This is a genomic window from Fibrobacter sp. UWB4, assembly GCF_002210345.1.
Taxonomy (GTDB): Bacteria; Fibrobacterota; Fibrobacteria; order Fibrobacterales; family Fibrobacteraceae; genus Fibrobacter.
On sequence record NZ_MWQI01000002.1, the window covers coordinates 304778 to 330125 of the forward strand.

The 25348-nt window shown below is 45.1% G+C and carries 11 protein-coding genes, 1 tRNA gene and 1 other RNA gene; 5 read left to right on the forward strand and 8 right to left on the reverse strand.

The window, feature by feature from the left end; all coding sequences use genetic code 11:
* Positions 1 to 18: 18 nt before the first annotated feature.
* Positions 19 to 867 carry a hypothetical protein gene (locus B7990_RS06255; RefSeq protein ID WP_088640153.1) on the forward strand — a complete coding sequence of 283 codons (849 nt, stop codon included), beginning with the start codon at positions 19 to 21 and terminating at the stop codon, positions 865 to 867.
* Positions 868 to 1068: 201 nt separating this feature from the next.
* Here the strand turns inward: B7990_RS06255 and B7990_RS06260 are convergent.
* The 7 genes from B7990_RS06260 to B7990_RS06290 form a co-directional block, all read right to left on the reverse strand.
* Positions 1069 to 1141: transfer RNA gene (locus B7990_RS06260), tRNA-Asn, on the reverse strand.
* 91 nt (positions 1142 to 1232) lie between these two features.
* A complete protein-coding gene (locus tag B7990_RS06265) occupies positions 1233 to 2060 on the reverse strand; it encodes a deoxyribonuclease IV (RefSeq protein WP_088640154.1) in 828 nt (275 codons plus the stop codon).
* Between the two features lie 2 nt (positions 2061 to 2062).
* Positions 2063 to 4378 (reverse strand): hypothetical protein, encoded by a 2316-nt coding sequence (locus B7990_RS06270; protein WP_088640155.1) that lies wholly within the window; start codon positions 4376 to 4378, stop codon positions 2063 to 2065.
* Positions 4375 to 5703: a FecR domain-containing protein gene (locus B7990_RS06275; protein ID WP_088640156.1), complete on the reverse strand. Its 1329-nt coding sequence runs from the start codon at positions 5701 to 5703 to the stop codon at positions 4375 to 4377. The genes B7990_RS06270 and B7990_RS06275 overlap by 4 nt, the downstream gene beginning before the upstream one ends.
* Before the next feature lie 88 nt (positions 5704 to 5791).
* Complete coding sequence (locus B7990_RS06280; RefSeq protein ID WP_088640157.1) at positions 5792 to 6118, reverse strand: stress response translation initiation inhibitor YciH; 327 nt, start codon at positions 6116 to 6118, stop codon at positions 5792 to 5794.
* A gap of 110 nt (positions 6119 to 6228) precedes the next feature.
* Positions 6229 to 14928, reverse strand: coding sequence for a cadherin repeat domain-containing protein (locus B7990_RS06285; RefSeq protein WP_088640158.1), 8700 nt, complete (start codon positions 14926 to 14928; stop codon positions 6229 to 6231).
* 282 nt (positions 14929 to 15210) lie between these two features.
* A complete protein-coding gene (locus tag B7990_RS06290; protein WP_088640159.1) occupies positions 15211 to 21000 on the reverse strand; it encodes a cadherin repeat domain-containing protein in 5790 nt (1929 codons plus the stop codon).
* A 220-nt stretch (positions 21001 to 21220) separates the two neighbouring features.
* Between B7990_RS06290 and ffs the strand changes: the two genes are divergently transcribed.
* Together ffs and B7990_RS06300 are read left to right on the forward strand one after the other, a co-directional pair.
* An RNA gene (gene ffs / locus B7990_RS06295) (signal recognition particle sRNA small type) lies at positions 21221 to 21317 on the forward strand.
* Positions 21318 to 21483: 166 nt separating this feature from the next.
* Entirely contained in the window at positions 21484 to 22107 is a 624-nt protein-coding gene (locus B7990_RS06300; RefSeq protein ID WP_088640160.1) for a histidine phosphatase family protein, read from the forward strand.
* Positions 22108 to 22161: 54 nt separating this feature from the next.
* Here the strand turns inward: B7990_RS06300 and B7990_RS06305 are convergent, their stop codons facing one another.
* Positions 22162 to 23199: a DUF5683 domain-containing protein gene (locus B7990_RS06305; RefSeq protein WP_141099227.1), complete on the reverse strand. Its 1038-nt coding sequence runs from the start codon at positions 23197 to 23199 to the stop codon at positions 22162 to 22164.
* Between the two features lie 353 nt (positions 23200 to 23552).
* On the opposite strand from B7990_RS06305, the gene B7990_RS06310 reads away from it, so the two are divergent.
* Together B7990_RS06310 and recA are read left to right on the forward strand one after the other, a co-directional pair.
* Positions 23553 to 24086 carry a CinA family protein gene (locus B7990_RS06310; protein ID WP_217897539.1) on the forward strand — a complete coding sequence of 178 codons (534 nt, stop codon included), beginning with the start codon at positions 23553 to 23555 and terminating at the stop codon, positions 24084 to 24086.
* Between the two features lie 41 nt (positions 24087 to 24127).
* Positions 24128 to 25231 (forward strand): recombinase RecA, encoded by a 1104-nt coding sequence (gene recA / locus B7990_RS06315; protein WP_088640162.1) that lies wholly within the window; start codon positions 24128 to 24130, stop codon positions 25229 to 25231.
* Positions 25232 to 25348: the final 117 nt, after the last annotated feature.

A 25348-nucleotide genomic window follows, 5' to 3' on the forward strand; every position in this document is an offset into this window, starting at 1 on the left:
ACCAGAAGGGTTTAGCCCATGGAATCATTACTCATATTCATTGCGATTTTCGTCATCGATGCGCTGATCAAAAGGGCTAATGCGAAGAAGAAGTCCGAACAGCAGCAACAGCATGCTCCAACGGACGATTCGATGCAAGAGTTCGAAGAAGAACGTGATGACGAAAATTTCGACGAAAACGAGGACTCCCCACCCGAGACCAAGCCTTTCGCCGCTCGCAAACTGCAAGAGTACATCAAGCAGTTTGAAGAAGCGCAGCGAGAAGCAGCCCAGGGAACAATGGAATCCCCGATGCCGCCCCCCATTCCCGAAAGCCACCATCGCATGGGCAACCATGTGACGATGCGGGAAGTTGCAGAAAACATCATTCAGCTAGACGTTATCGATATCGAATACCTGATGGATGAATTTGGAATGTCCAAAGGAAGCGCTATCGAAATGATAAACTTGCTGCAACAGCACCGCATTATCGGGCACGACATGGGCGAAGGGGAATACGATGTCCTCGTGCAAGATATCACCGAACTCAACAACCTGCTAGCGCACGAGCAGAAAGCGGAAGTTTTTGTCCAAGCGGCAACAACCACGCCCAAGCCAAGCGCATCAACGGCAGCAAGCGATAAGCAGAACCAGCTGAAGATTCTCGAAGAACGCGCCCGCAGGGCACGAGAAGAAGCCGTCGCCATAGCCCGCCAAAGCGATATCGAAAACGGCTATTCAGAAGAACCTAGCGAAAGTGCAGACCTGCTCAACAAGCGCACCGTTGTGCGCTCGATAAGCAGGGAAAGCGTCCGACGCGGATTCATCTGGGGAAAGATTATCGATGAGCCTCGCTTCAAAAAGCGCTGGACGGCTCTAAGCAGGTAATTCGCGCAACATTTCGATGGATTAAGCAGTCGAACGCGCGACCTCTCGAAATCATACAATTCATCCCGGACGGTTCCACCGCCCGGGATTTTTGCAACCGATGGAGATGGCGGACCATGCTTCGACGATGCTCAGCACAGGAGTCCACCATGACATGCACAAAAACACAAAACCCCCGATCTTTCGATCGAGGGTTTTGAGCTGCTTCACTTGGACTCGAACCAAGGACAACGCGATTAACAGTCGCGGGCTCTACCAACTGAGCTATGAAGCATCGACGGGTCCAAATATAGATGTTTTTTATTCTTTTGTCAAGGCATTAAGGCTAAAAAATTTCTTTTTTTGCGATTGGCGCTGGAGCATTATTAGAGTTCCCGGCTACGCATCAAGGCTATTTCTGCGGCATACCCAGGCAACTCGTTCGGAGTCTCCAGATAGAACGGAAGTCCCTTCAACGCCGGGTGGTTCACGACATTCACAAGAGCCTCAAGCCCGATATTTCCGCCACCAATGACTTCATGACGGTCCTTATGGCTGCCCATCATGTTCTTGCTGTCATTCAAGTGAATCGCACACAAGCGCTTTAGCCCAATCACTTTGTCAAATTCAGCAAGAACATCGTCCAAGTGGTTCACGATATCGTAGCCGCCATCAAAAACATGGCAAGTATCCAGGCAGACACCAACCTTATCATCAAGTTCTACGCAGTCAATAATCCGGCGCAACTCTTCAAATGTACGCCCGACTTCGCTCCCCTTCCCCGCCATCGTTTCCAGAAGCACTTTAGTCTTCAAGTCTTTATGCAGAATATTGTTCAAATGCCGAGCAATAAGATCGATGCCGACATCAACACCCTGCTTTACATGGCTGCCTGGATGGAAGTTGTACATCGCATGCGGGAAATGGTCCATGCGATACAAGTCATCCTTCATGACATCCTGAGCATACTGCCTCAGCGATGGATCTGCAGCACAGGCGTTCAATGTGTATGGGGCATGTGCCAAAATCGGGGCAAAGCCATGCGCATCCATAAACGAGTTCAACGCTTCCGCATCGGCCTTGTCAAAAGGCTTTGCAGCGCCGCCACGCGGATTACGTGTAAAGAACTGGAATGTATCGGCTCCAATGGAAAGAGCGGTCTCGCCCATCGCCAAAAAGCCACCAGAAGAGGACAAATGACAACCGATATGCATAACTAGAAATCGTAATTGACGGAAACACTACCGTAGATATCTCTATAATCTTCAGACTTGTTGTCCGGACGATAGTTAAAGAAAGCGCCTAACGTGCACTCCGTACTAAACCGTTCTGTCAGCTGGAACTTTGTTCCTGCGGAAAAATCTAAATCCATTTCCATTTCATCAACATCTTTACCACTTTCCTTGCGGCTCATGAAAATCTGACGGATATTCCCGTGCAACATCAAATCAAGAAAACCCGGCTTCAACTGTATAGAGGCGTTGTCCAGAAGGCTCCATTCAAATTCGCTCATTTCATTGCGATTGTAAAGTCTGAACCTGGGCGTCAGCGCGACCGTATTACGGACCGTTTCAAGAGTCGTCGTAAGAGAAATCGGATAACGAGCGTCAAAATAATCACCGCCGTGGAAATAGTAGCCCAAGATACCATACGTTTCATCAGAAAAATCAAAATCTTCCAGCAAGTCATCCTGCTTAAATCTCGACATATCCGTGCGATACGTCCAGACGCCGCCAACCTTCAGCACATTTTTCGGGAACTTGAACGTGGCCACAACCTCGACAGTATGCTTCAGCAGGCGTTCTTCAAATTCAGTCGCCAAGTATTCTTCATCCTTTAATTCATCATACATTGCCCAATGTGCAGAATCAAGCTGAATCGTTCCATCTTCGGTTTTCACATCAACTGTAGGTTTTCCTTTCTGGATATCAAACCAGGAATCCGCATAAATTCCCGAAGAAGCAAAGTAATTGCCGTGAAGTCTCTGGGGCGTACTGCGGGTGCGGTAGTTGAGTGCATAACGGGCCATGACTTCGACAGAATCGCACACTTTAAAAGTATTCTTTAAATCAAAGTCATGAATATAGAGCGTTCGCGGGGCATCCTGTTCATGCTTTTCGAGCCAGTCATCATCTGCCCCCGGCAAAAGACCAAGCTTGGATCCTTCGGCAAATCCAAATACGTTATACGCATCGCCATGTCCCGAAGCATTTTCAATATTCAATTCATAACCAAAATTCAGCTTCCAGAAATCCTTGACCTGCTGGTCCAGTTTGGCACCCAGCTGACGTGAATTTTGCAGCAAGTCTGGAGAACCCGCGCTATAGTAATTACGACCGACAAAACGGAAATACGCATCAATCATCGTCACATTGTTTTTCCAGTTATACGCACCGGACAAAGCCAGATTTTGCGCAGTCCATTTCGAAGGATCCTCATTTTTTTCGTCTCGATACTTCTTCAGAACATCTTGCGCAACTTTCAAAATACGCTTGAGTTCGTCACGCATATCGTCTACACTCATGTCCATATTATCGCCGAAAATGAGTTCCAGTTCTTCGCGACTCATGCGGTTCACTGTAGAAGAATTATTCATCAATCGGCGCAACTGTGCAAAGCGGGATACGTCAAGCCCGGCCTCTTCAAATACGGAGTTCACAGCACGATGGGCCACAACATTCACAGTATCAGCACCACCAAAGCCAAACTGCACATTGTAGGCGCCTCGGCCTCCAAGAACTTTTCCGTTGATATCGCCAAAGAAAGTCCTTGAAGAATACATCGGATCAGATAAATTCACATTTTTTGTAGTTCCATCACGCAAGAAAGGATCCTCAAGATAATCCTTGCTCCCAATAAATCCTACTGTAGCGTCAAAATCCTTCGTTACATTCCAAAGCAACTTGCCGCCAAGTACCATTTTCTGCGCTTCAACTTCATCAAGACCAATGTACTTGTTGTATTGATCCGGGTCCTTGTCGCCCTGCAATTTAGGTGCGCGATTTTCACCGCCAAACGCGCTCAGGACAAGCAACGGTTTTGCATCCTTTTTCAGGTTCAAGTTGAAATCATAACTAGCACCAAGCAGATCTATACCCGCCAAGTACAATTCGCCACCCGAAACAAACATATCGCCCAAGACGAGTTTCTGGAAGCGGTCTTCGTAAGACGCCTGTATAAACTTCGGATCAAATTTTCTCCATTTATCGCTAGATGCATCCAACGTAAAATCTATTTTCTGCCCTGATGGCGATTCCATGTGAAGAAACACATTCCAGGCGCCAAAAATTCCAGGAACCTGAAAATAATTCCTGTACTTTTTCCCTGGATAGACAGAATCTTTGCCATTTACAAAAATTTCATCAGATTCATTTTTTTGAGTCACGACAGAATGGTAACCAAATTCTGCACCAACAGACCCATTTATAACCCACGAAGAATCACCTTGCGAAAAGTCCACAGAATCAACAGCCGATTGCGCCAAAGCGGGGATAGCCAAAAAAGAAGCTAGAGCGATTCCTCGAAAAATCATTTATCAACCTCATAAATTTTAGCCGTCCTAACGGCATAACCACTCTTGTGAACGACCTCAATATCAAAGCGGTTCTTGTGCGCACGCTTCAATTCTACAGGAATCTGATAATCCAGATTCTGGATTTGGGACAATCGTTCCTGCAAAATGACCTTGCCATCCTGCCGAATGGTAACTTTATTCAAAGAACTCGGATCATAGTCAGGTACACGGATCTGGAATTGCAGAGTCTGCATAATCAAATCTTCGATTCCTGGAATCGGAGGCGGAGGCGGCACCTGGATGTGTTCATGCCTTTTGCCAAAAACTTTTACAGAGAAAGGCTTCATGGGATAGCAGCCCAATTTCTTCCTTGCACTGCTACGCCCAACATCATTCTCTGCGACAAATTCATATTCATGAACGCCACTGCGTAAAGCAAGGCGTTTGGGCATATTGCGTTTTACAGAAATTTCAGAAATCGGCGTTCCATCCATCACCACGGACAAGTGAGCCTCAGTCCCTTTGGCTACATCTGACACCGAGACGTTGGCAACACAGCGCAACGAATCGTAAGACGAATACTTAATCTGCGGAATCATATTATCACGATCTCCAGCCTGCCGATCTGCAGCAGAGGACTTCCGCAATAGGGATTCCTGATAGACCGAGTCCGCATATATTACAGCCGCCTTCATTTCTTCCATCGTCAACGACGTGTCTGCAAGAAGCGTGTCTAGAATTTTTGCAAAGCCCATATCTCCAGAAGATCTAAGTTTCAACACTGCAAATTCACCCTTGCCAATGACGGTTTCGCCCTCGCCAATAGAAAGAGAATCAACGTTAACCGGCAAAATCATCAACCGGCCATTTTTCAGGCCCGCAAAAAAAGCATTTCCATTATCACCAATAAAGCCCTCCGTTCCGCGAATCGAAGCAGCAGCAGTCCCCGTACTGAAATCTACCTTATTGCCTTTATTTTTTTCAACATTAAAGCCCATATACCCCTTTCGGATATCAGGCTTTATAACATAGTTACCCGATCCATCGTCTTCAATAAGGTCCTTAATACTGACAACGGAATTTTCAGCAATAGTAAGAACGCTATTATCCCCTTTCAATTTCAGCTCAATAGCACCGCCATCACTGGTCTTAAAGCAGTTGTTCAGTTCAAATTTGGCTCCATACTTAGCAGCAGTCCAGTCCGAACTATCAGCACAGCTATTTTTACTCTTATAAGCTTCGGGAACAACACCACTAATTGTACCCACTTTGGGAGCCGCAGAAACAGACAATGGGGCGACTATCGCAAGTAATAAACACGACAACGACAGATGCTTGAACATAAAACTTCTCCAACTATTTTCTTACAATAAATTTACTTTTTTTGTAAGAAATGGCAATAGAATTTTAAGAAAGGCAAGCTAAATCACATCACCCACCGGCAAGCTTAACCGTATACCCCTTTTTCTCAAGTTCGGCCTTGAGAACGTTACGCTTATCGCCCTGGATCTCGATATTGAAATCCTTAACAGATCCACCAACTCCGCATTTTTGCTTTAATGCGCGAGCCAGGTCCTTAAGTTCATCTTCATCCATCGGCACTCCAGAAACAACACTTGCCATTTTACCACCGCCAAGGCGTTTCAGCATAATGCGGACAACGCCATCGCCCTGCGGACGACTCGCCTTCGGCTTTTCTTCCTTGATTCGGCCTACTCCACTTGCAAATACTAGCGTAGAACGTTCTTCGATACCCATGCAATACCTCATTTTTGTCAAAAGATAGTTAATAGCCAAATTGCGTTTTTTATTTATACAAAAGAATCCCGACCATTGCTGATCGGGATTCTTTTTTTAAGCTTTACGCCTTACTTTTTCTTCGAAGAAGATTTCTTGTTTTCCTTCTTAGAAGACTTAGAAGCCTTTTCGTTTCCGCGAAGCACCGGGCGTCTATAACCAAAGCGCTTCATCATTTCGTCGCTAGACTTCAGGATATCGCCAATCTTAGACTTGCTATCCACAGGCGGGACCACGCAACGCTGCTTAGAGCGAACTTCAACCTTGGTCTTCACGATATACGGACCTGTACCATAGAGGCGACCGTTTGCATCTCTCAATTCACCGTTCATATCCGGTTTCATTTCGAAGAAGAACTTCACAAGGCCAGCCTTGTCTACAAAATCAGGATCGTCGATATCATAATCGAACTTGTATTCATCGACAAACTGGCCGCTTGTCGTGAAGAACCAGAGTGTCACGCGAGCCTTAGAAGTGTAGAGCGTCGCCGCACTATAGTCCTTACCAAGTTCCTTCTGGAATTCTTCAGAGCAGTATTTCTTGACATATTCATCAACAGAAACCTTCTCACTGCCATCGGCATCGACACCTTCCAAAGCGACCATGTTACCGTTGATAATGATATCGTCCAAAGTCGCAAGACCACCAACAGCGCTAACAATCGGCAACTTCATATCTATGGTAACCGTCGGGCCAATGTGACCCTTGTAACCCGGATACGGTTCTTCACCCGAGCCCTTCTTAGATTTCTTCGAAGTTCCCTTAATGACTTCAACTTCCTTATCCGTCTTCGGATTATAAATGGTCACTGCATAGGTCTGATCTTCTTCAGGCGGATTCTTGTCATAGTACTTATTCACAGAATCAATAGAAACGATAACCATCGGTTCTTCAAGATCGATATTCACATCCTTAGCCTTCTTCATCATGACCTTAACTTCAGCAATCGTTTCGTTGCCAGCCTTGTCACGATAAATACGCTTGATGGTGTTCACACCCTTTTCAAGGCTCTGGAAGTTCAAGGTATCTTGCTTGACACAATTCTTCTTGTCGCCATCAACGGCAATGCACCAATCAACATCGACGAAGTTCGCATAGACAACATCGCCATCGGACGGAGAAAGGATTTCAACAATCGGAGCAAGCTTATCAAGCACCATGAACACGGACTTGTCAGCTGAGTTGCCAAACTTGTTCGTATAGGTGTATGTCACAAGATAACCCCTGTCACCTTCTTCATTAGCAACGATCTTGCCCTTTTCGTCAATGACGTAAGAAACTGTAGTCTTGTCGCCTTCTTCGCCCTTAGCAATGTAAGTCACCGTAAAGGCGCCAACACCAGTCTTCAAGTCAACATCGCCACTATCGCTATCCTTTCCAGAAAAACTCTTCGGAGCTTCAACCAGCAAGTTGCCTTCGGAATCACCATACAGGATCTGACCAGTCTTGGCATCAGCCTTGTAAGAAACAACCACCTTCTTGCCCTTGACATCGACAGTCTTGGAGACCTCAATCACTTCGATGCTAATCTTCTTGCCATCTTCATCAATCACGGTAGACTTGACCATTTCGCCCTTGTCATCGACAAAGTAAGACACAGTAACCGAGTCTCCGTTCACGACCTTTGTATACGAGATCTTCTTTTTGTCTCCAATCGGCTTTTCATAGACATCCGTTTTCGGATTCTTTTCAAGCGTGATTTCAGACTTGGAAACGCTGACCATGTCCTTTACAGTCTTATCCGAGATCGCAAGCGTATCCAGGACAACGACAACCTTGAACGATTCCTTGACGCCAGAAGCAGAATCCTTCACAGAAACCGTAACTTCCTTCGTCTTGTCGTTCACGTAAACAGACGAGTCCTTTTTATCGACACCTTCGACAATCGTGTAAATGTTATCGGCTTCGACCTTGATCCTCTTCGTATCGATATCGACAACCGGAGCGGACTTGCTGAAGCATACTTCAATAGAATCAGAGCCTGCAACATCCTTACTCTTATCCTTATAGGACTTGGTAATAATCTGGCAGCCTTCCTTCAAGGTATCAAGACTAGACATGGGCTTGCCATCCTGTTTCCATTCGACAGTGATGACTTCCTGGTTCGTGTAAATCGTCTTGTTCTTCGGCTTGATATAAACAGAATCACCAGCTTCAACACGAGTAATCTCGACTTCAGACTTTTCAACAACGTTACCAACCTTAATGGTAATATCGGTGGTGTCAGAGAACTCGCCATCCGTCACATAGACCTTAATTACATAGGACTTTTCCTTTTCGTAGTCAAGATCACCCTTCAGAACAATGTCGCCATTCGTCTTGATTTCGAACTTATCGTTTTCGTCAATCGGATAGAACTTCAGTGTGCTGAATTCCTTGTTCTTGGTATCAGGATCCTTGGCTTCGATCGGCCCCTTCTTGGTTCCCGGCTTGGAATCTTCAGGGAACGTGAATTCCTGCGGATTAAGCGTCGGAGGTTCATTCAAGTCATTGACCTTGATGACAATTTCACTTTCAGAAGACATGCCATCAATATCTTTAACTCTCACCTTGATAGTGAACTTCTGCATTTTTTCATAGTCAATGTCAGCACCCTTAGCAACCTTGATTTCACCTTCCGGAGAAACCGTCACATACGGACTCTTTTCAGCAAGTTCAAAGATGAGAACGCCTTCGCCATCCGGATCTGTAGCCTCGAGCTGACCGATAAGAACGCCTTCTTCAGCACCTTCATCAACATCATAATCCTTCTTTGTGATGACAGGAATTTCAGGAGCATCCTTAAGCGTAATTACAATCGTCTTGCTCGTCTTAAGTTTCGGGTATTTTTTCGAATCACGATCAGACAACGTAACGTCTAATTCAAAGACCTTACGTTTTGCAGTTTCATAGTCGAAATCACGCAATGTCTTAAGCTTACCATCCGCAGTAATCGTAAACAGATCCGTATCGCCCCCTACAGCGGCAAACACGTTATCCGTAAATACCTTAGAGGTATCGATATCATCTGGGTAGAGCTTAGCGAAAGCAGAATTTGCACCCTTGTTTTCGTAAAGGACAAACTCAGAACCACCCGAAATAACCGGCATTTCGTTCACGTCAACAATCTTGATAGTCTTCGTAACTTCGTCAGTTTCACCATCGGCATCCATTACAGAAACATTGACCTTGTGAGTGTGGGTAATGGTTTCATAATTCAACCTGTCGCCATTCTTCACAATGAGGCAGAGCTGATACTTAGAATCGACTTTCTTGATTTTCGCATCAAACAGACGGTCAGCATCCGTATTGCCGGCATCCGTCACGTAAGGAACGAGACTTTCCACTTGAGGTTTGCCATCTCGTACGTCTTCATCATGGACGTCATAGCAAGCTATTTCGAATCCTGTCGGAGCATTATTATCAATCGTATTTTCCTCAACATCATAGCCTTCCTCGCCATCATCTTCGATGATCGGCTTATCCGCATCATCCAGGAGATGAATGATCGCAAGGGTTGTAGCGCTATAATTCTTGAAGCCCCTGGATTCACCGTTATCCGTAGCCGTCACCCAGACATAATAGTATTCCTTCTTTTCGAAGTTCAGGGCGTTAGAAACGAGATAGATCTTACCGTCTTCAATCTTGAACGCATTTGCATCTTTAGAACCCGTTTCATAATCAGAAAGGGAATATTTCAGCACACTCCAGGAATCTTCATCATCGGCGACAACAGAGCCGACAAATTCGCCCGCCTTCGCATTTTCATGGACTTCAAACGGGTATTCTTTCTTTTTATACGTCGGAGCATCGTTCACATCATTAACCTTGATCTTGACATCGATACCATCAGAAAGCGTCGGCTCAGCAGCATCGGTCACGACAAGATGGACAATGTATTCATCCTGGACTTCATAGTTCAATATGCTGTCCTTAGCCACCTTGATAACACCATCGACATACGTAAACGCCTTGTAATCATCAGGAGCGATTTCTGATGCCGTGATAGAATACTTCGGAGATTTGCAAGTAGTGCTGAAGGAACCCTTGCAGTCATCATCTATGGCAAGCACTTCACCGACTTTAGTTCCCTTCAAAGTATTTTCGTCAACAGTAAGGACTGGAATATCCGAGAAAACAGGCCCTTCATCTACATTTTCAACATTGACAGTGACAACAGCTTCCTTTTCGAATTCCTTATCCGTAACGACGACCTTGAAAGTATAGAGTTTCTTGGTTTCGTAATCGAACTTTGCGTTATTGATCGTAAAGATTTCGCCAGTACGTCCATCGATATCGAACAAGGCCGATTCTTCACCCTTAAGCGAGAAATACAATGTACCGAAGCTGGGATTATAGATATCAGGATCTTCAGCCTTTGCGATACCCAAAGAGGTGGACTTCGTTGTATTTTCACTAACCTTAAAGTTATAAGGCGGATTCTTAAATGCAGGTTCTTCATTCACGTCGATCACTCGGATCTTTGTATCCTGCGTTGTCTTATTTCCCTTAGTGTCTTCAACCGTCAATGTAACATTAAATACGGCATCACCTTCAGTCGCCTTATAGAGTTTTTCGTAATCAAGGTCAGCAATTGTCTTGATCACAAACTTGCTCTTTAAGTTAGCATCGGTCTTACCCACCTGAACAACTTCAAAAAGCTCTGCAGCATCAAGCGCAGCTGTAGCGTCTTTATCCGTTATCGTAATTTTCAGTTTATCCTTATCGGCAGCATCCTCATCATAAACGACGATATTACCACCATCCAAAACCGTTCCGATATCGGCACGTTCTTCCACTTCATAAGGACTTGTCAGCACTTCGAACTTAGAAGGTCTATTCACATCCGTAACAAGGATGGTAATTGTTTTCGTTGTCGATTGCGGCGGGTTTTCAGGATCCCGAGAACTATCCGTCACTCTTGCCACAAACATGTACTTATTCTGCTTTGTATAATTCAGTTCCTTGCCTGGAGCAACAGTAATTTTTCCCGTAAAAGGATCCACGTTAAACGGGAAATCCAGGCTTCCATTAACTTCGAGAACTTCATCCACCTTATAAGTCAACTTATTGAAGAGATAGGGATGATTACCATTCGGGCATGCAGATGCAGAAACTTTAGAGCAGAAATCCGGATCCGTAGCTTCAATGTATCCAATAGCGCCATCCGCGTTCGTTTTTGTTTCAGGAACAGAAATCGCAGTGGAATTTGTAATCGTTGGCGGTTCGTTAACATCCGTGACAACAATTTTTCTGTTAATCGTTATACGAATGAGATTATTGGTGGAATTATATCCAGAAGCAACAACAACAACCGTATAGGTATTATTCGGATAAAGAGACTCAAAGTCTAGCGCTGACTTAACAGTAATGATACCCAACTGGTCCTGAATATCAAACAGGTTCTTCGCACTAGCACTAGCATCTTGATCAACTTCATATGTAAGATCACTCTTTATTTCTTTCAACTTTTGCTGGATTTCATCATCTTCAATTTTCTCAAGGACCTTAGAAAAGTCTTCAACGATTCCTTCACTACCTTCCTTAACCAAAGCTGAACCTTCTGTATCATATTCAATCGTAGGTTCAACAATGTCGAGAATCTTCACAGTAACTTCGACTTCCTTAGAAAAATCGCCATCAGAAACAGTCACCTTGAATGTATATGTTGATTTTTCTGTTTCATAATCAAATTCATGATTAGAATACAATTCACCATTGTACCTGTTAACCGTAAATTTGCTGGCATCAGCAGTATTGGTCGTAGACATTACATATGTCAGATTGCTGAACGAAGGATTATAGATGTCAAGATCAGAAGCGGTAACACGAGCCACCTCCAAACAGTCACCAGGCTTTTTGTCAACAGTTTCAGCATAAGTCTTACAAACCGGGCTTCCAATCGGCAGGTGCTCCTGGAGACTGAAACTTCCACCCTGGGCCGTAAGCGTTTCATTGACATCTAAAACAGTAATCTTGGTCGAAGCAGAAACAGAATGGTTCGCCTTATCCGTTACAGTAATCTTTACAGGATACGTAGCATTACCTGTAGAAGCCTTATAGAGAGCTTCGTAATCGAGCAGGGACTGGTTCTTGACTTGAATAGCCACATCTCTCTTACCGCCATTCGCCTTGACTTCAACAACTTCAAAGATATCGGCCAAAGTCTTGTTTTTCAACGTTGTCGTAGCAGCTGCGGCGCCCGTAATAGCACCGGACAATTCATACTTCAACACTTCAAGGCTTCCGCTAACTTTATCGTAATCTTCAACAACGAACGTTGGAGGCAACCTTGTTCCCTTGGGAGAATTTTCATTGACTTTATATTCCTTTTCCAAAACAAATTGCGGAGGCGGTTCATTCACATCCGTGAGGTCCACCGTAATTGTAGCCTCAGCAGATTTTTCACCATCCGTCACAGAGAACTTGAAAGTCCAGGTCGGCTTGGTTTCGAAATCAAGCTTACTACCATCCGTAATGACGAGTTTAGCAGTTCCATTATCAAACTTGAACGGAACGCCCGATGTTATGACGCTATAGGTCAAAGGATCACCATCAGGATCATCTGCAGAAGTCACCTCACCTACGGGTTCGCCACTCGGCCAGTCCTTACCATCCGGATTTTTCTCAGGTTTCGTAAACTTTTCGTTCCCAACAGTCGGGGCATCGTTGTCATTCTTGATATTAATCGTAATCTTAAACTTATCAGATGTTTCCGGATGCTTAGGAGCACTTTCTGTTGCAGCATCGTCCGTTACGGTTGCATAAACAACGTATTTGCTCTTTTTGTTGTAGTTCAATACGGCACCAGACTTTACCGTGATTGTCGCATTCTGATTGGACAACTTGCTAATATCAAATACCTTCTTGAATTCCGCATAGTCACCAGAAGTTTCATCCAATTTGTAAGTATAGGTATCCTTACTTCTTTCATTAGCCAAATCAGACGAAGAAACATCAGCCGTAGAAATATCATTTACAACAATCGGGCCGCCAGACACAAGGTGATCCAATTCACTCACAAAGAAAGTAGCATCAGCAACAGTAGGCTTATCATTTACGGCAGCAACATTAACCGTAGCCGTGTATTCCTTAGAAGTGACATCGCCAGCACCATCGCCAACAACTTTATACTTGAATTTAGCATAGCCGTTGCCATAATGGTTTTCTTCAGCACGATAAACCAACTTACCCAAATTAGCAACAGCAACCTTATAGCCAGAACTACCAACGGACGTAATCACCGAGCCATTGTACGACAAAGTTCCCTTATTCGGGAGACCGCTTATAATAACGCTTGCAAAATTTGAGGTGTGCAGGAATTTAAATTCACTTGCCGTAAATTTATAATCAGTATCTTCCTTAGCATTTACAACAAGTTCACTAGAAACTGTAGGCAGTTCATCGTTACTGACGATGAAAATCTTATAGCCCAAATTAGCTTCATAATCACTAGATAGTTCTGCGCCCTTGATGTTGTTGATCTGGAACCAAAGAGCTTCGTCTTTTTCGACATAGCCATCGATTAAAGGCTTGATATTGATGCCCGTGGCCTTGAGCTGACCAACAGGAATTTCGCCTTTTCCAACTTCACCCTTATTGCATATCGGGAATTTATGGGAAGCATCAGCGGTGCCAACATCGGCATAACCGGCATACGTATTTTGGACACCCTCACCATTCTTGTCAAATTCAAAGCAATAATCAAAAGTAACCTTTTCTTCAGATTCTTTATCCAATACAATATCAAGGGGTTCCCACTTATCGCTTTCCTTTATCCTCTTTGAATTATTGTCTACAATAAGTTTCGCAGTGGGCCAAATACGCTTAAATGTAAAGTTTTTAGCATCAATTTCATTACCGATAACAATTTTATTTGCAATAAATTGACCAGAAATAATCATATTGCATTTCATAGTAAGCGTACCATTACTAACCAGGGTACCCATAATTTGAACGTTATCAATATTTTCGAAAGTAATGTCACCATCGACATATATCACCAAGTTGCCTTTATATTCCGAAGGAGCGAGATCCTTGCCAGCGACAGGATCACGGACCACAATTTCCGGATGTGTTTTCAAATTCAGGCTCTTAGTAAAGATACGTGCAATTTGCTTTTCAGGGATTGAAATAACGAGACGACTATCATTTTGGAAATCAATAGAGCTATAATACAAGTCACAAGTACCACCAGAGCATGCAGAACTTACATCAAGAAGCGTTCTTTTGTTAGAATTATTACCTACAGAGAGAGATCCACCCCATGTAACGCCACTCAAAGTCGGAACCTTAATGTTCGAGCGATAGTCCGGAATAATCGAAGGATCACATTGACCAGTCGATGCAGTCATGCTACAAGTCTGGACTCCATTACGGACTATAGCTCCATTTGAACCGCCCACACGAACAGGGCCTGTCAAAATTTCAAAATTCTGACCACTATTGGTAATGCTGCCACCAACAACAATAGGGCCATCAAGCCATCCGCCATCACCCACTGAAGAGAGATTCTTCACTGTACCTACAGCACCAAGCGTCAACAAATCGATGTCTGCAGGATAACTCATTGTAGATTTATCGAAATACTTTGGATCGTAAAAACCAGGGCGGTTACCCAATTCAATACCGTCGGTTCCCCAAAGCTTATACTGCGTCAGGTAGTTCCAGTTGTTTACATCCGAGCTTTCGCTACCAAACGTCAACGGAGAAATCGCGGTAGCAGCCATCGACGAAACAGTCCCTACCAATACCAAGGCGGCCACTTTAAGACTTGTTTTACCTAACCACATAATATTTTTATGCTCCTTTTGCTACGGCAAATATCCTCACACAAATTTGCCACAGTTTTCCACGCCCCAAACATCCATGTTATATCTTATACTAAAGAAATATAGTAACGACCTTATTTAATGCAATAGAAAATTTTAAAAAAAGTAAGAAAAAAGTACCATTTTTTCTGTTTTTTCAAAAGTTCTACAACAGGTCTTTATCTTTTGTATTATATGCAGCCGAGAGATAGGAAAAGGGCGGAACCGAAGTTCCGCCCTACAACTTATCAACAAGCGATTCACCTACTTATTCACGGGACGTCTATAGCCGAACGGTCTCAAAAGTTCATCGCTAGTCTTGATGATGGCGTTCTTTTTCTTGCTAGCCTGATCGTCGCTAAGCGGCGGCAAGTCGCAACGGAGCTTGGAACTCATCCTGACTTCAGTCTTGAAGAGATAAGCCCCCGTACCATAGAGACGTCCTTTTTTAGTCCTGATGTCACCATTCTTGTCGGGCTTCATTTCGAAGTAGAACTTCAAAAGACCACCATCATTCACGTAATCAGGATCATCCAGATCGTAGTCGAAGCTGAAGTAGTCCGCAAACGCGCCCGTATTTGTATAAACCCAGATTTTCACCTTGAGCTTGGTCGAATAAAGATTCATATGGCTGTAATCCGTAGACTTCATGGCCTTTTTGAAGTCGTCCGTGCAGTACTTGTTCACATAGTCTTCCACAGGGATCTTCTTTCCGTTAGCGGCGTCCACACCTTCCAGTGCAACCATTCCGCCTGCGCTCATGATGTCATCCAGCGTAGCCAGTCCGCCCACGGCATTGACAACCGGCACACGAGCGTCAACCATCAATGTCGGTCCGAGGTGTCCGCCTTCAGAATTTTCATAGGGTTCTTTGCCAGATCCATCCTTGGCTTTACCATGGATACCAGCGATAACTTCGGTCTCCTTGCCAGTTTTTTGGTCAACAAATGTCACACTGTAATCCTGATTGTCCTTAGGAGGATTATCCTTGTAGTACTTTTCAACAGAATCGCGGTCAACCGTCGTCACCGGCTTTTCCACATCAATGTCTATTTCCCTCGCCTTCTTCACCATGACATGCACAGAATCGCGAGATTCGTTGCCAGCCTTATCACGGAACACGCGAACAATTGTATTCACGCCATTTTCAAGGCCCTGGACTTTCAAAGTATCCTGTTCTTCGCCATTGACAGTCCACTTGACAACCGTGAAGTTCGCATTGAGGACGGCATCTTCATACGGAGATTCAATCTTTACGACAGGTCCTTTCTGGTCCAGCACGACAAAAATATCTTTCCTGGATGAGTTGCCAAAGATGTTCACATAGGTATACCCAACATTGTACCCAATGTTACCTTCGTTGTTCTTTGCAATCTTGCCCTTTTCATCCAAGAAATAGGAGACATCTACAGTGTTGCCGCTCTTGTCCTTGTACGTGTAAGACACCTTGTACGAACCCGTAACATCATCGCCATCAGCAGAAAGCACAGACTCGCTATCGGTAAGTCCAGTATTGAGCGTCACACGTTCACCCGTAGAAGCATCGGCGAAGTACGAAAGCGTAACATCCTTGCCTCCGACATTGACCGTGTAAGAGACTTCAATAACGGCAATATCCTTCTTTTTGCCCGAAGAGGTAATCACAGAGCGCTTAACGTCCTTACCCTTGCTGTCCGTGTAGTAGGTCACCGTCACCTTGATGCCATTGACTTCTTCGGTGTAGGAGTTCTTCGTATAGGAACCATTTTCAGGAATCGTCGTTATTCCAGAAGCTGGGTCCTTCTTGCGAGTGACTTTACTATCGGCAACCGACTTGATATTCTTGAATTCCTTTGACGATACGGCAACCGTATCAAGTTCCAGCTTCACGGTAAACGACTTGGAAACATTGGATGCGGAATCCTTGACCGTCACCTTGATATCATTCTTCTTGTCGTTCACATAAATAGCACTATCGTTCTTTGTCGCTTTTTCAACAACGGTGTAAATGTTTTCTGCTTTAACATCTTCGCCACTTGCAGAAACAGTCACAATCGGGGCCGCCGTGCTATAAACGATCACTACCGTAGCAGAACCCGGAGCATTCTTAGTCGGATCCTTATACGTCTTGGTAATCGGATTTACGCCCAGATGAAGCGTATCGCGGCTAGAACGAGGCTTTCCATCGGCAGTCCATTCAACATCGACGACCGGCACATTCACATAAACAGTATCCGGCTTGAGATAAACCGAGTCCTTCGTTTCAACACGAGTTATAACGACTTCAGACTTTTCGTAGACATCCTTCACCTTGACCACAACCTTCTTGGTCGATGTCAAAGTTTTATCGTCCTTATCGGTTACGCGAACCGTAATCACATATACAGAATCCGATTCATAGTCAACAGGCTTCAGGAGAACGGCATCGCCATTAGATCTAATAAAGATGACATCACTCTTGTCTGTATTTTCATAAATGTTGTTACGGAAATCCGAGTTCTTAGTATCAGGATCGTCCTTATCCGTCTTGACTGAACCGAACGGTTCCTTAATGACCTGATCTTCGTACACATAAATCGTATCGACAGTAACAGACGGAGCTTCGTTCACGTCGATTATGCGGATCGTCACGGTCGTATCCGAGGAACCGCCATCAGCATCCTTGACGCGAACATCAAGAGCATAGGACTCATTCTTTTCGTAATCCAGCGCAGAGGCAACAGAAATCACCCCAGTCTCAGGATTAAGCTTAAACTCCTTGGTCGCAGAAACTTCCTTGCCTTTTTCGAGAATGTAGAACGTATACTTTCCAGAGCCATCAAGATCATCGGGGTCGATGGCTTCAAGAGGCTTCTTTAATTCCGTTCCAACAGCTGCATCTTCAGGAATTTCAAACACGACTTCCTTCAGATACGGATCTTCGTTGGCATTGAGAAGTTCAACAGTGACAATTCCAGAATCGATAAGGCTCTTGTCCGAAGCATCGTAAATACGGATCTTCAGGTCATATTTTTTCTCTTCCGTTTCGTAGTCGAACTTGCGTGTCGTCGTGAGAACGCCTTTAACCGGATCCAGATAGAAGCCATTGACATCGCCAACAAGCTCGAACCTGTTGTTGCGGAACTTCACCACCTTGTCATAATCATCAAAAAGAAGCGTGTCGATGACGTACCCCTTAGCATTTTCCGGGAACGAGAGTTTCTTCGTCGGTTCGACAAAGATCGGCCTTTCATTAACATCGATCAGGTTGACAACGACTTCAGCGGTATCATACTGAGCCGTCTGATCAACGATGTCGGCCTTATCCGTAGCCACCACCTTCATCTTATATTCATTCTTCTTTTCGTAATCCAGGATTGCATTTTCAGCAACCGTAATCACGCCGGTCTTTGGATCAATTACAAACGATTTAGATTCGTCCAAGAGACTATAGGTAATCGTAGCTCCAGCCTGCGTTGTTGTCGCAATAATCGGAGACTTCATCTTGACCTTGGTCTCTGCCGGAGAATTTTCTTCGACAGATCCATTGTAAGCGCGAGCATCAAACTCCGGGCCGTCCTTAACATCCGTCACGACAATTTTAAAGACCATTTCATCGTAAAGGTCAGGATAAATCAATTCTCCTTCGGAATTACGAGAGCCATCGTGGACTTGCAACGTGAGTTTATATTCATTCTTTACTTCATAATCGAGAACCACACCCCTCTTCGTCTGGACAATGCCATCCTGCGTTACCGTAAAGACGTCCGTATCACCGCCCACAGCGATAACTTCATCAAACATCGTAAACAGGCCATTAGTATTATACTTGTCCAGATCAGCAAACTTAACCGTATCCGTAGCACTCGTTTTATTTTCGGCAATGCGGATTACATCGGTAGAGGTAAAGTACGGTTTTTCATTGACATCCTGAATGCTTACCTTGAATGTAAAATCATCGCAAAGCAAGACATTATAGGAAGTCGCCTTGGCATCGCAAATTTCAACCTTGATGTCGTAAGGTTCCTTCGTCGGATCGTCCTTTTTCAACTCGTACCAGGCTTCGTAATCAAACGGATCGACGCCATCCTTCATGGTAACAACGCCAGTCGTCTGATTGATATCGAACAAATCCTTTGCAGTACCGCCTACAATACGGAATCGGAAAACATCGCCTTCGTCATCGACAGCGCGGATAGTTCCAGCTATTGCTTTTGTAGCATTTTCAGGAACGGCAAGGTTTGTTTTCTCAGGATTGATAAAGTGCGGTCTACGATTATTAGAATCGATAAGCTTAATCAAGAGACCGCCATCGAATCTATTACCAGAAATAGTCGCACCATTCAAGTTGATAATTCTGAACAACATGAATTCATCATCTTCTACAGTTTGATCATCGACAACTTTTATAAAAGCCGACAGAGCATCAACAGTCGGTTTACGATTGCCTTTCTTGATCACAAGCGTTCTCGTCTTACCTTCTGCACAGAACGGCATAAAGTGAATGTCGCTTTCGTCAGTCGGGTTCTCACCTAAATCTTCACGCTTGGCAAATTCTTTAGAAATGCGACCTTTATAGGCTGCATACTTCGTATCCGCACCTTCAATTTCGTCAAAGAACGAGAAACAATATTCAATGGAAACGTCGGTATGGGCAGTGTCCGTCAGGTAGAACTGCATGTTATACCACTTGTAATTATCTTCCTTAAAGCCATTGCTGTAGAAAATATCAGGCTTAACTTCGATAGCGTTGAACGGAACGTAATGGAACTTTCCATTAAACTTTGCACCAAACGAAAGATTCTTGCCGGCAATAAGCTGTCCAGCAATATTCATGTGATCCTGAATGGAAAAATCACCCGCCGTCATGTATGTTCCCTGCAAATCAGTAGCTCCGTCCGATTGCATTTGGGGCCATAAAATATCAGCAGGAGTATAGAACAAAAGATTTCCGGCGTATTCGTCATCAGAAACGATTTTCAAATTCTCTTCAGTAATTTCTTTATACTCGTCGCCATCTTTGAATTTCCATGCATTATCCACCCACTCTACATCATCATTAACATAAGCGACCAGTATTCTAGCATCACTAGCCGATCCTTGAATATTGACACCTTTTTGCGAGAATATTCTTGTTAAACGACCTGTTTTAGGGTATTCGCACTCACCACTTCCGCTTACCAAAGTTGCATCACAGTTCTGCTTTTCCGAAGGCATCACGATATAGATCGTTTTTCCATGATTTTGAAGGAAAATATTCTCAACAAACTTATCATACCAGAAATGTTCATTTTCAAGGTCATTTAAAGTAACAGGAGGAATATGAACATATTCTGTCTGAGTATCACCCCCATCAAGGCTTATAGCCGATTCCCACACGATACCATCATCGTTGAGCAACGGCACGGTAAGATTGACTTCCGGTCTTGGGACATCATCTGGGCAATTTTCAAAAGGACCATCCAACTTGATCCTTGCGATTTCTTCAGCTGTAAACACTGAGGGATCAACCCAGTCCGCATAGATTTGTCCCCCATTGTTGTGAATAACTTCAACATATTGACTAAGGACCTTAATATAATCGTCACGTTTTTCAGTTAAATTTGGGATATCAAACTCAATTTTGCCTTCAAAGCAATAAATTCCTTCGTACGACTGGTCTCTGCCATTATTCCAGTTATCCGGAAGTTTAAGATCTTTTGCGTAAACAGGACCTTTGATAAACTTATCATGCTCCGTATTGCCGGCTTGAAAATTCAGATTCTGCGCAGAAACGATCGGCCCGCCAAGCGTATGGGAATGTTCCTTAAACCAGATATCGCCATTCGCAGTTCCGGTGTAGCCACTTGGTTCTTCAATCTTAAATTCTTCTTTTGTAGAAAACGATTCCGTTCCCCAGAGCTTATACTTCATAAGCTCGTTCCAGAGTTTCTGGTTTTCCGCTTCAGTTGTCGCCCCTTGAAAATAAAGCGGTTCCAACTTGATGATATCACGTTCAACAGCCGGTTCATCTTCAGCCGAAACTGGCACTGCCAGACCCATCGCGGCCACAACCGTACTCAAAAATGTTCTCAAATTCAAATTTCCTTTTTTCATAACAGACCCCCAAAAGATCTATATCCTCAAACACCTCTTACTGAATATAGTAACAAAATTTTAACAGTAAAACATTAGTTACGAAGAAAAGTACAAAAAATGGGGTATTTTCGACCACTTTTTTTAGGGAGCTTCAAGGAGGGCGTATTATATGGGACATTTTGTTTCACAAAGCGGTACTCCCCTTGCAAAAACGGTTGTTTGATTCTATATTTCGGGGTCCTAGGCCCTGCGCAATGATTATTTGCGGGCAACTCGCCAGGGCGAAAGCAGCAACGGACTTGCGGATCTTTATGTGCTCAGGTAGCCTAGGATTTTTTTTCGCCCGTCAAGGGCGTTTTTTATTTAAAGAATGTCACTGGATTGGGCTAAAGCCCCAACTCTTTGACTCGGTTATGACAAAGCAAGCTTTGTCGCAACACTCGCCTGCTGAGTTGCCTTCGCTATGCACAGCCTTACAACCTATAACTTAAGAGCCTATCTATGATTCTTTGGACGATTCGACACACCAAGCCTTACAACCCGAAAGACGTTTGTTACGGAAGACTAGACTTTGACGTTTCCCCCACTTTTGAAGAAGAGTCCGACAAGGCGCTCAAGGCGCTCGTAGAATCAGGAGCAAAGCCAACCCGCTTGTTCTCAAGTCCGCTAATCCGCTGCACAAAATTTGCCGACAAGGCTTCTAAAATGCTAGGACTGCCCGTCGAAAAAGAGCCAGCCATAATCGAACTTAACTTCGGTACTTGGGAAGGGCAAAAGCTCACGGCTGTCCCACGCTCAGAAATGCACGCCTGGACAAGCGACCTCCGCGGATACCGATTCCCCGAAGGCGAAAACTTTTATGACATTGATAAACGTGCAGGAAAATTCCTGGACACACTCCCAGACGATGGGGAGTTCCTGTGCATCACGCATGCAGGCGTGATCGCATCGCTACAACATTCCCGCTGTGGACTGCCAGACGAAGTCTTTGTTGAAGGCATGTTCACTTATGCAATGGTGACCCGTTTCGAATTTATGCGCAACGCAGACGGAATGTACCACGGGACGTTTACGAAAATCCATGACGGCATACAAATGCCCGCACTCAAGATGGAAAAGGCATAGACAAGATTTAACTGGATTCTTCCGCTTTCAGCGTCAGAATGACGAGAGGCGTCGTTAAAAATCGAGTGACATGACGGCCTGGGCACCACCATCTAGATTCGGAAGAAGGGCCATGTGCAAGGGGCTGTCGAAATCGCTTAAAAGCGCATCAACGGCGGCATCGGCAATGGAGTACAAGTAAATCAGCACACCACCCCAGATGTACGTATTGCGGTTCTTACGATAGTATGTCACGCGCTCTTTGATGCGATCGTATTCTTGAGAAGTCGGATTTTCCTTTTCGATCAAATGTTTACGATCCAGGTAATAATTAACCATGTTCTGGGATGTGGAAACACTTGCCGCCGCACCAAGAAGGCCCATATAAACTAACCCGGCCTTACCAAAGTCACGATTGAAAATTTGTCCGCCACCAGGCAAGAGCGCCCAAAGAAGTGCTGTTTTCATATCACGATATTCGGTGCTTCGATGGTTGTTGTTGTACCAAATTCCAAATGTATCAAACATTCCATAGAGGTGAACACCGATAAGCCAGGCTACCTCAGCCTTACGCACGTCTTCCTGCTCCATCTTCTTATCGCTCTGTGCACGTACGCGGTCAAGAAATTCCAGGCGCTTGCTGTGATAAAATTCCACGCTATCGCGAGGAGCATTCATAAGCTTTGACGTAAAATAAAGAACGGAATCCTGGAAAGGACGCGCACGGTCAAGCAGACGATCACGCTGATACCCTCTGTTAAAAAAGACATCGTAAATCAACAAACCTTCAATACCCGTCAAGAAACCGCCACGGACATAATGTTCCGTATAGTACTGGCCGCCACCGGGAAGAAGGCTAAAAAGCATCGCGTATTTAAGGGAATTCCTTTTTGTAGGAATGTCCCACTCATTAACAGGAAGCGTATCTATGGCTTCAATGCCTGTTTTACCTTTCAAAAGCGGAGATGATGATACTTCAAAATTTTCATCGGCTGTAGCTTCAGCCACCCCTTCATCTTCATCCTCTTCAACATCAGCTACTGAATTTTCGCCTTCATTTTGAGCTGGAACCGCAATGCTCCCCTGAACCGAGTCAGGTGAGGCAACGGGCACCGTCTGTGCAAAAGCTAACGCACACAGCGCAAAAATTGCGATTATCGAGGATTTCAGAGTCATCGAGGGCGAATATAGAAAAGTTTATACGAGCGGCGCCAGAGCAGAGAGCTGCAATAGCAAGAATTTATTTAATTTTTGCGGCAAATGGAGATTCCCGGTCGGAGCCGGGAATGACAACGGAGCCGAGCGATGCAGAAACATATTGCATGTTTCTATATCCGAGGCAAACAAGTCAAGCCCCGTAAGGGGAACGACAAGAGTCGGCAGGATGACGAAAGTGCGAAAAAAAATTTCGAGTTTTCATCAACATGTCTGTTTTTGACATTTAATGTTTTTAACTTATGGGTGTAATGATGAACGAAGCAATCAATATCGAACACGAAATTCACGAACTAGCCATGAAGATCAAGGAAGAACTGATCAAGCGCGGTGAGATGATGGCAACGGCGGAATCCTGCACAGGCGGGCTTATCGCCTCAAGCATCGTCAACGAGCCAGGTTCCTCTGCGATTTTGAAGGGTGGAATCGTCGCCTACCAGAACGAAGTCAAGCACGAAATACTTGGCGTCAGCGATGAGATCCTCGAAAAATACGGGGCTGTCAGCGAACAGACCGTAAAAGCCATGGCCGAAGGCGCCCGCCAAAAATTCCACTGCGAATGGGCGGTCGCCACATCGGGAATCGCAGGCCCTACCGGTGCAGAACCGGGAAAACCTGTCGGAACCGTATGGATGTGTGTCGCCAATAGTTTGCAAAATGAAGCTTTTTGCGAAATTTTTGCAGGAAACAGGGAACAAATCCGTGAAAAAAGCGTGTATAAGATAATGAGCAAGCTCCTTTTTTTGCTAAATAGCCAAAAAAGCACTTGCACAAAAGTTCACTAATTAGTATATTAACAGAAAAAAGATAAAAAACGGAGTCAAAAATGGCCAAGAAAACAACAACACCCACCAGCAACCTTTCCAGCGAAAAAGCAAAAGCAGTCGAAGCGGCAATTGCCCAAATCGAAAAGAATTACGGTAAAGGTTCTATCATGGCCCTCGGTCAACAGCCCGTCGAGGATATCCCGGTCATCCCGACAGGTTGCATCCAGCTCGACATGGCACTCGGCGTAGGCGGGTTCCCCCGCGGGCGCATTATCGAAATTTACGGACCGGAATCTTCCGGTAAAACAACACTCGCATTGCACGCAATTGCCGAAGCCCAGAAACTTGGCGGCGTTGCAGCATTCATCGACGCTGAACACGCTTTTGACGCCGTTTACGCCCGCAAGCTCGGCGTCGATATCGAATCGCTCCTCGTGTCCCAGCCGGACACCGGCGAACAGGCTTTGGACATCGCCGAAACGCTCGTCCGCTCTGGCGCTATTGACATCATTGTCGTGGACTCCGTGGCAGCACTTGTACCGCAGGCCGAAATCAACGGCGAAATGGGCGACAACCATGTGGGCCTCCAGGCCCGCCTCATGTCCCAGGCACTCCGCAAGCTTACCGGCATCCTCTCCAAGTCGAACACCTGTATGTTGTTCATCAACCAGCTCCGCATGAAGATCGGCGTGATGTTTGGCAACCCGGAAACAACCACCGGCGGCAACGCCCTCAAGTTCTACGCCACGCAGCGTATCGACATCCGCCGCATTGCCGCCATCAAGAATGGCGAAGAAGTCATCGGTAACCGCACTCGCGTGAAGATCGTGAAGAACAAGGTCGCCGCTCCGTTTACCCAATGCGAATTCGACATCCTCTACGGCGTGGGCATTTCCCGTGAAGCATCCATCCTCGACCTCGCCTGCGAACTCGACATCATCCAGAAGAGCGGCTCCTGGTTCAGCTACAACAACGAACGCATCGGCCAGGGCCGTGAAAACACCCGCCTCTTCTTGAAGGACAACGTAGACCTCTGCAACGAGATTGAACAGAAGATTCGCGAAAGCATGAAGGACGTGGAACTCTTCAAGCTCGGTGAAAACGACACCGTTGACCTCGGTGACGACGGTGAAGGCGAAGCCAGCATACAAGAAGACGCTTAAGGAGCCCCACTCTGTGGTGGGCATGACAATCCATTGTCCGCACGTTAAATGGCGGACACGACACTCCGTTCCGGAACGGAGTCCGAGATGACAGGCCGGGGTGACTAACGCCAACTG

Excerpts from the sequence above, each read along its gene's own strand:
- B7990_RS06255 (WP_088640153.1), top strand. The coding sequence starts at position 19 with ATGGAATCATTACTCATATTCATTGCGATTTTCGTCATCGATGCGCTG.
- B7990_RS06265 (WP_088640154.1), bottom strand. The coding sequence starts at position 2,060 with ATGCATATCGGTTGTCATTTGTCCTCTTCTGGTGGCTTTTTGGCGATG.
- B7990_RS06270 (WP_088640155.1), bottom strand. The coding sequence starts at position 4,378 with ATGATTTTTCGAGGAATCGCTCTAGCTTCTTTTTTGGCTATCCCCGCT.
- B7990_RS06275 (WP_088640156.1), bottom strand. The coding sequence starts at position 5,703 with ATGTTCAAGCATCTGTCGTTGTCGTGTTTATTACTTGCGATAGTCGCC.
- B7990_RS06280 (WP_088640157.1), bottom strand. The coding sequence starts at position 6,118 with ATGGGTATCGAAGAACGTTCTACGCTAGTATTTGCAAGTGGAGTAGGC.
- B7990_RS06285 (WP_088640158.1), bottom strand. The coding sequence starts at position 14,928 with ATGTGGTTAGGTAAAACAAGTCTTAAAGTGGCCGCCTTGGTATTGGTA.
- B7990_RS06290 (WP_088640159.1), bottom strand. The coding sequence starts at position 21,000 with ATGAAAAAAGGAAATTTGAATTTGAGAACATTTTTGAGTACGGTTGTG.
- B7990_RS06300 (WP_088640160.1), top strand. The coding sequence starts at position 21,484 with ATGATTCTTTGGACGATTCGACACACCAAGCCTTACAACCCGAAAGAC.
- B7990_RS06310 (WP_217897539.1), top strand. The coding sequence starts at position 23,553 with ATGATGAACGAAGCAATCAATATCGAACACGAAATTCACGAACTAGCC.
- recA (WP_088640162.1), top strand. The coding sequence starts at position 24,128 with ATGGCCAAGAAAACAACAACACCCACCAGCAACCTTTCCAGCGAAAAA.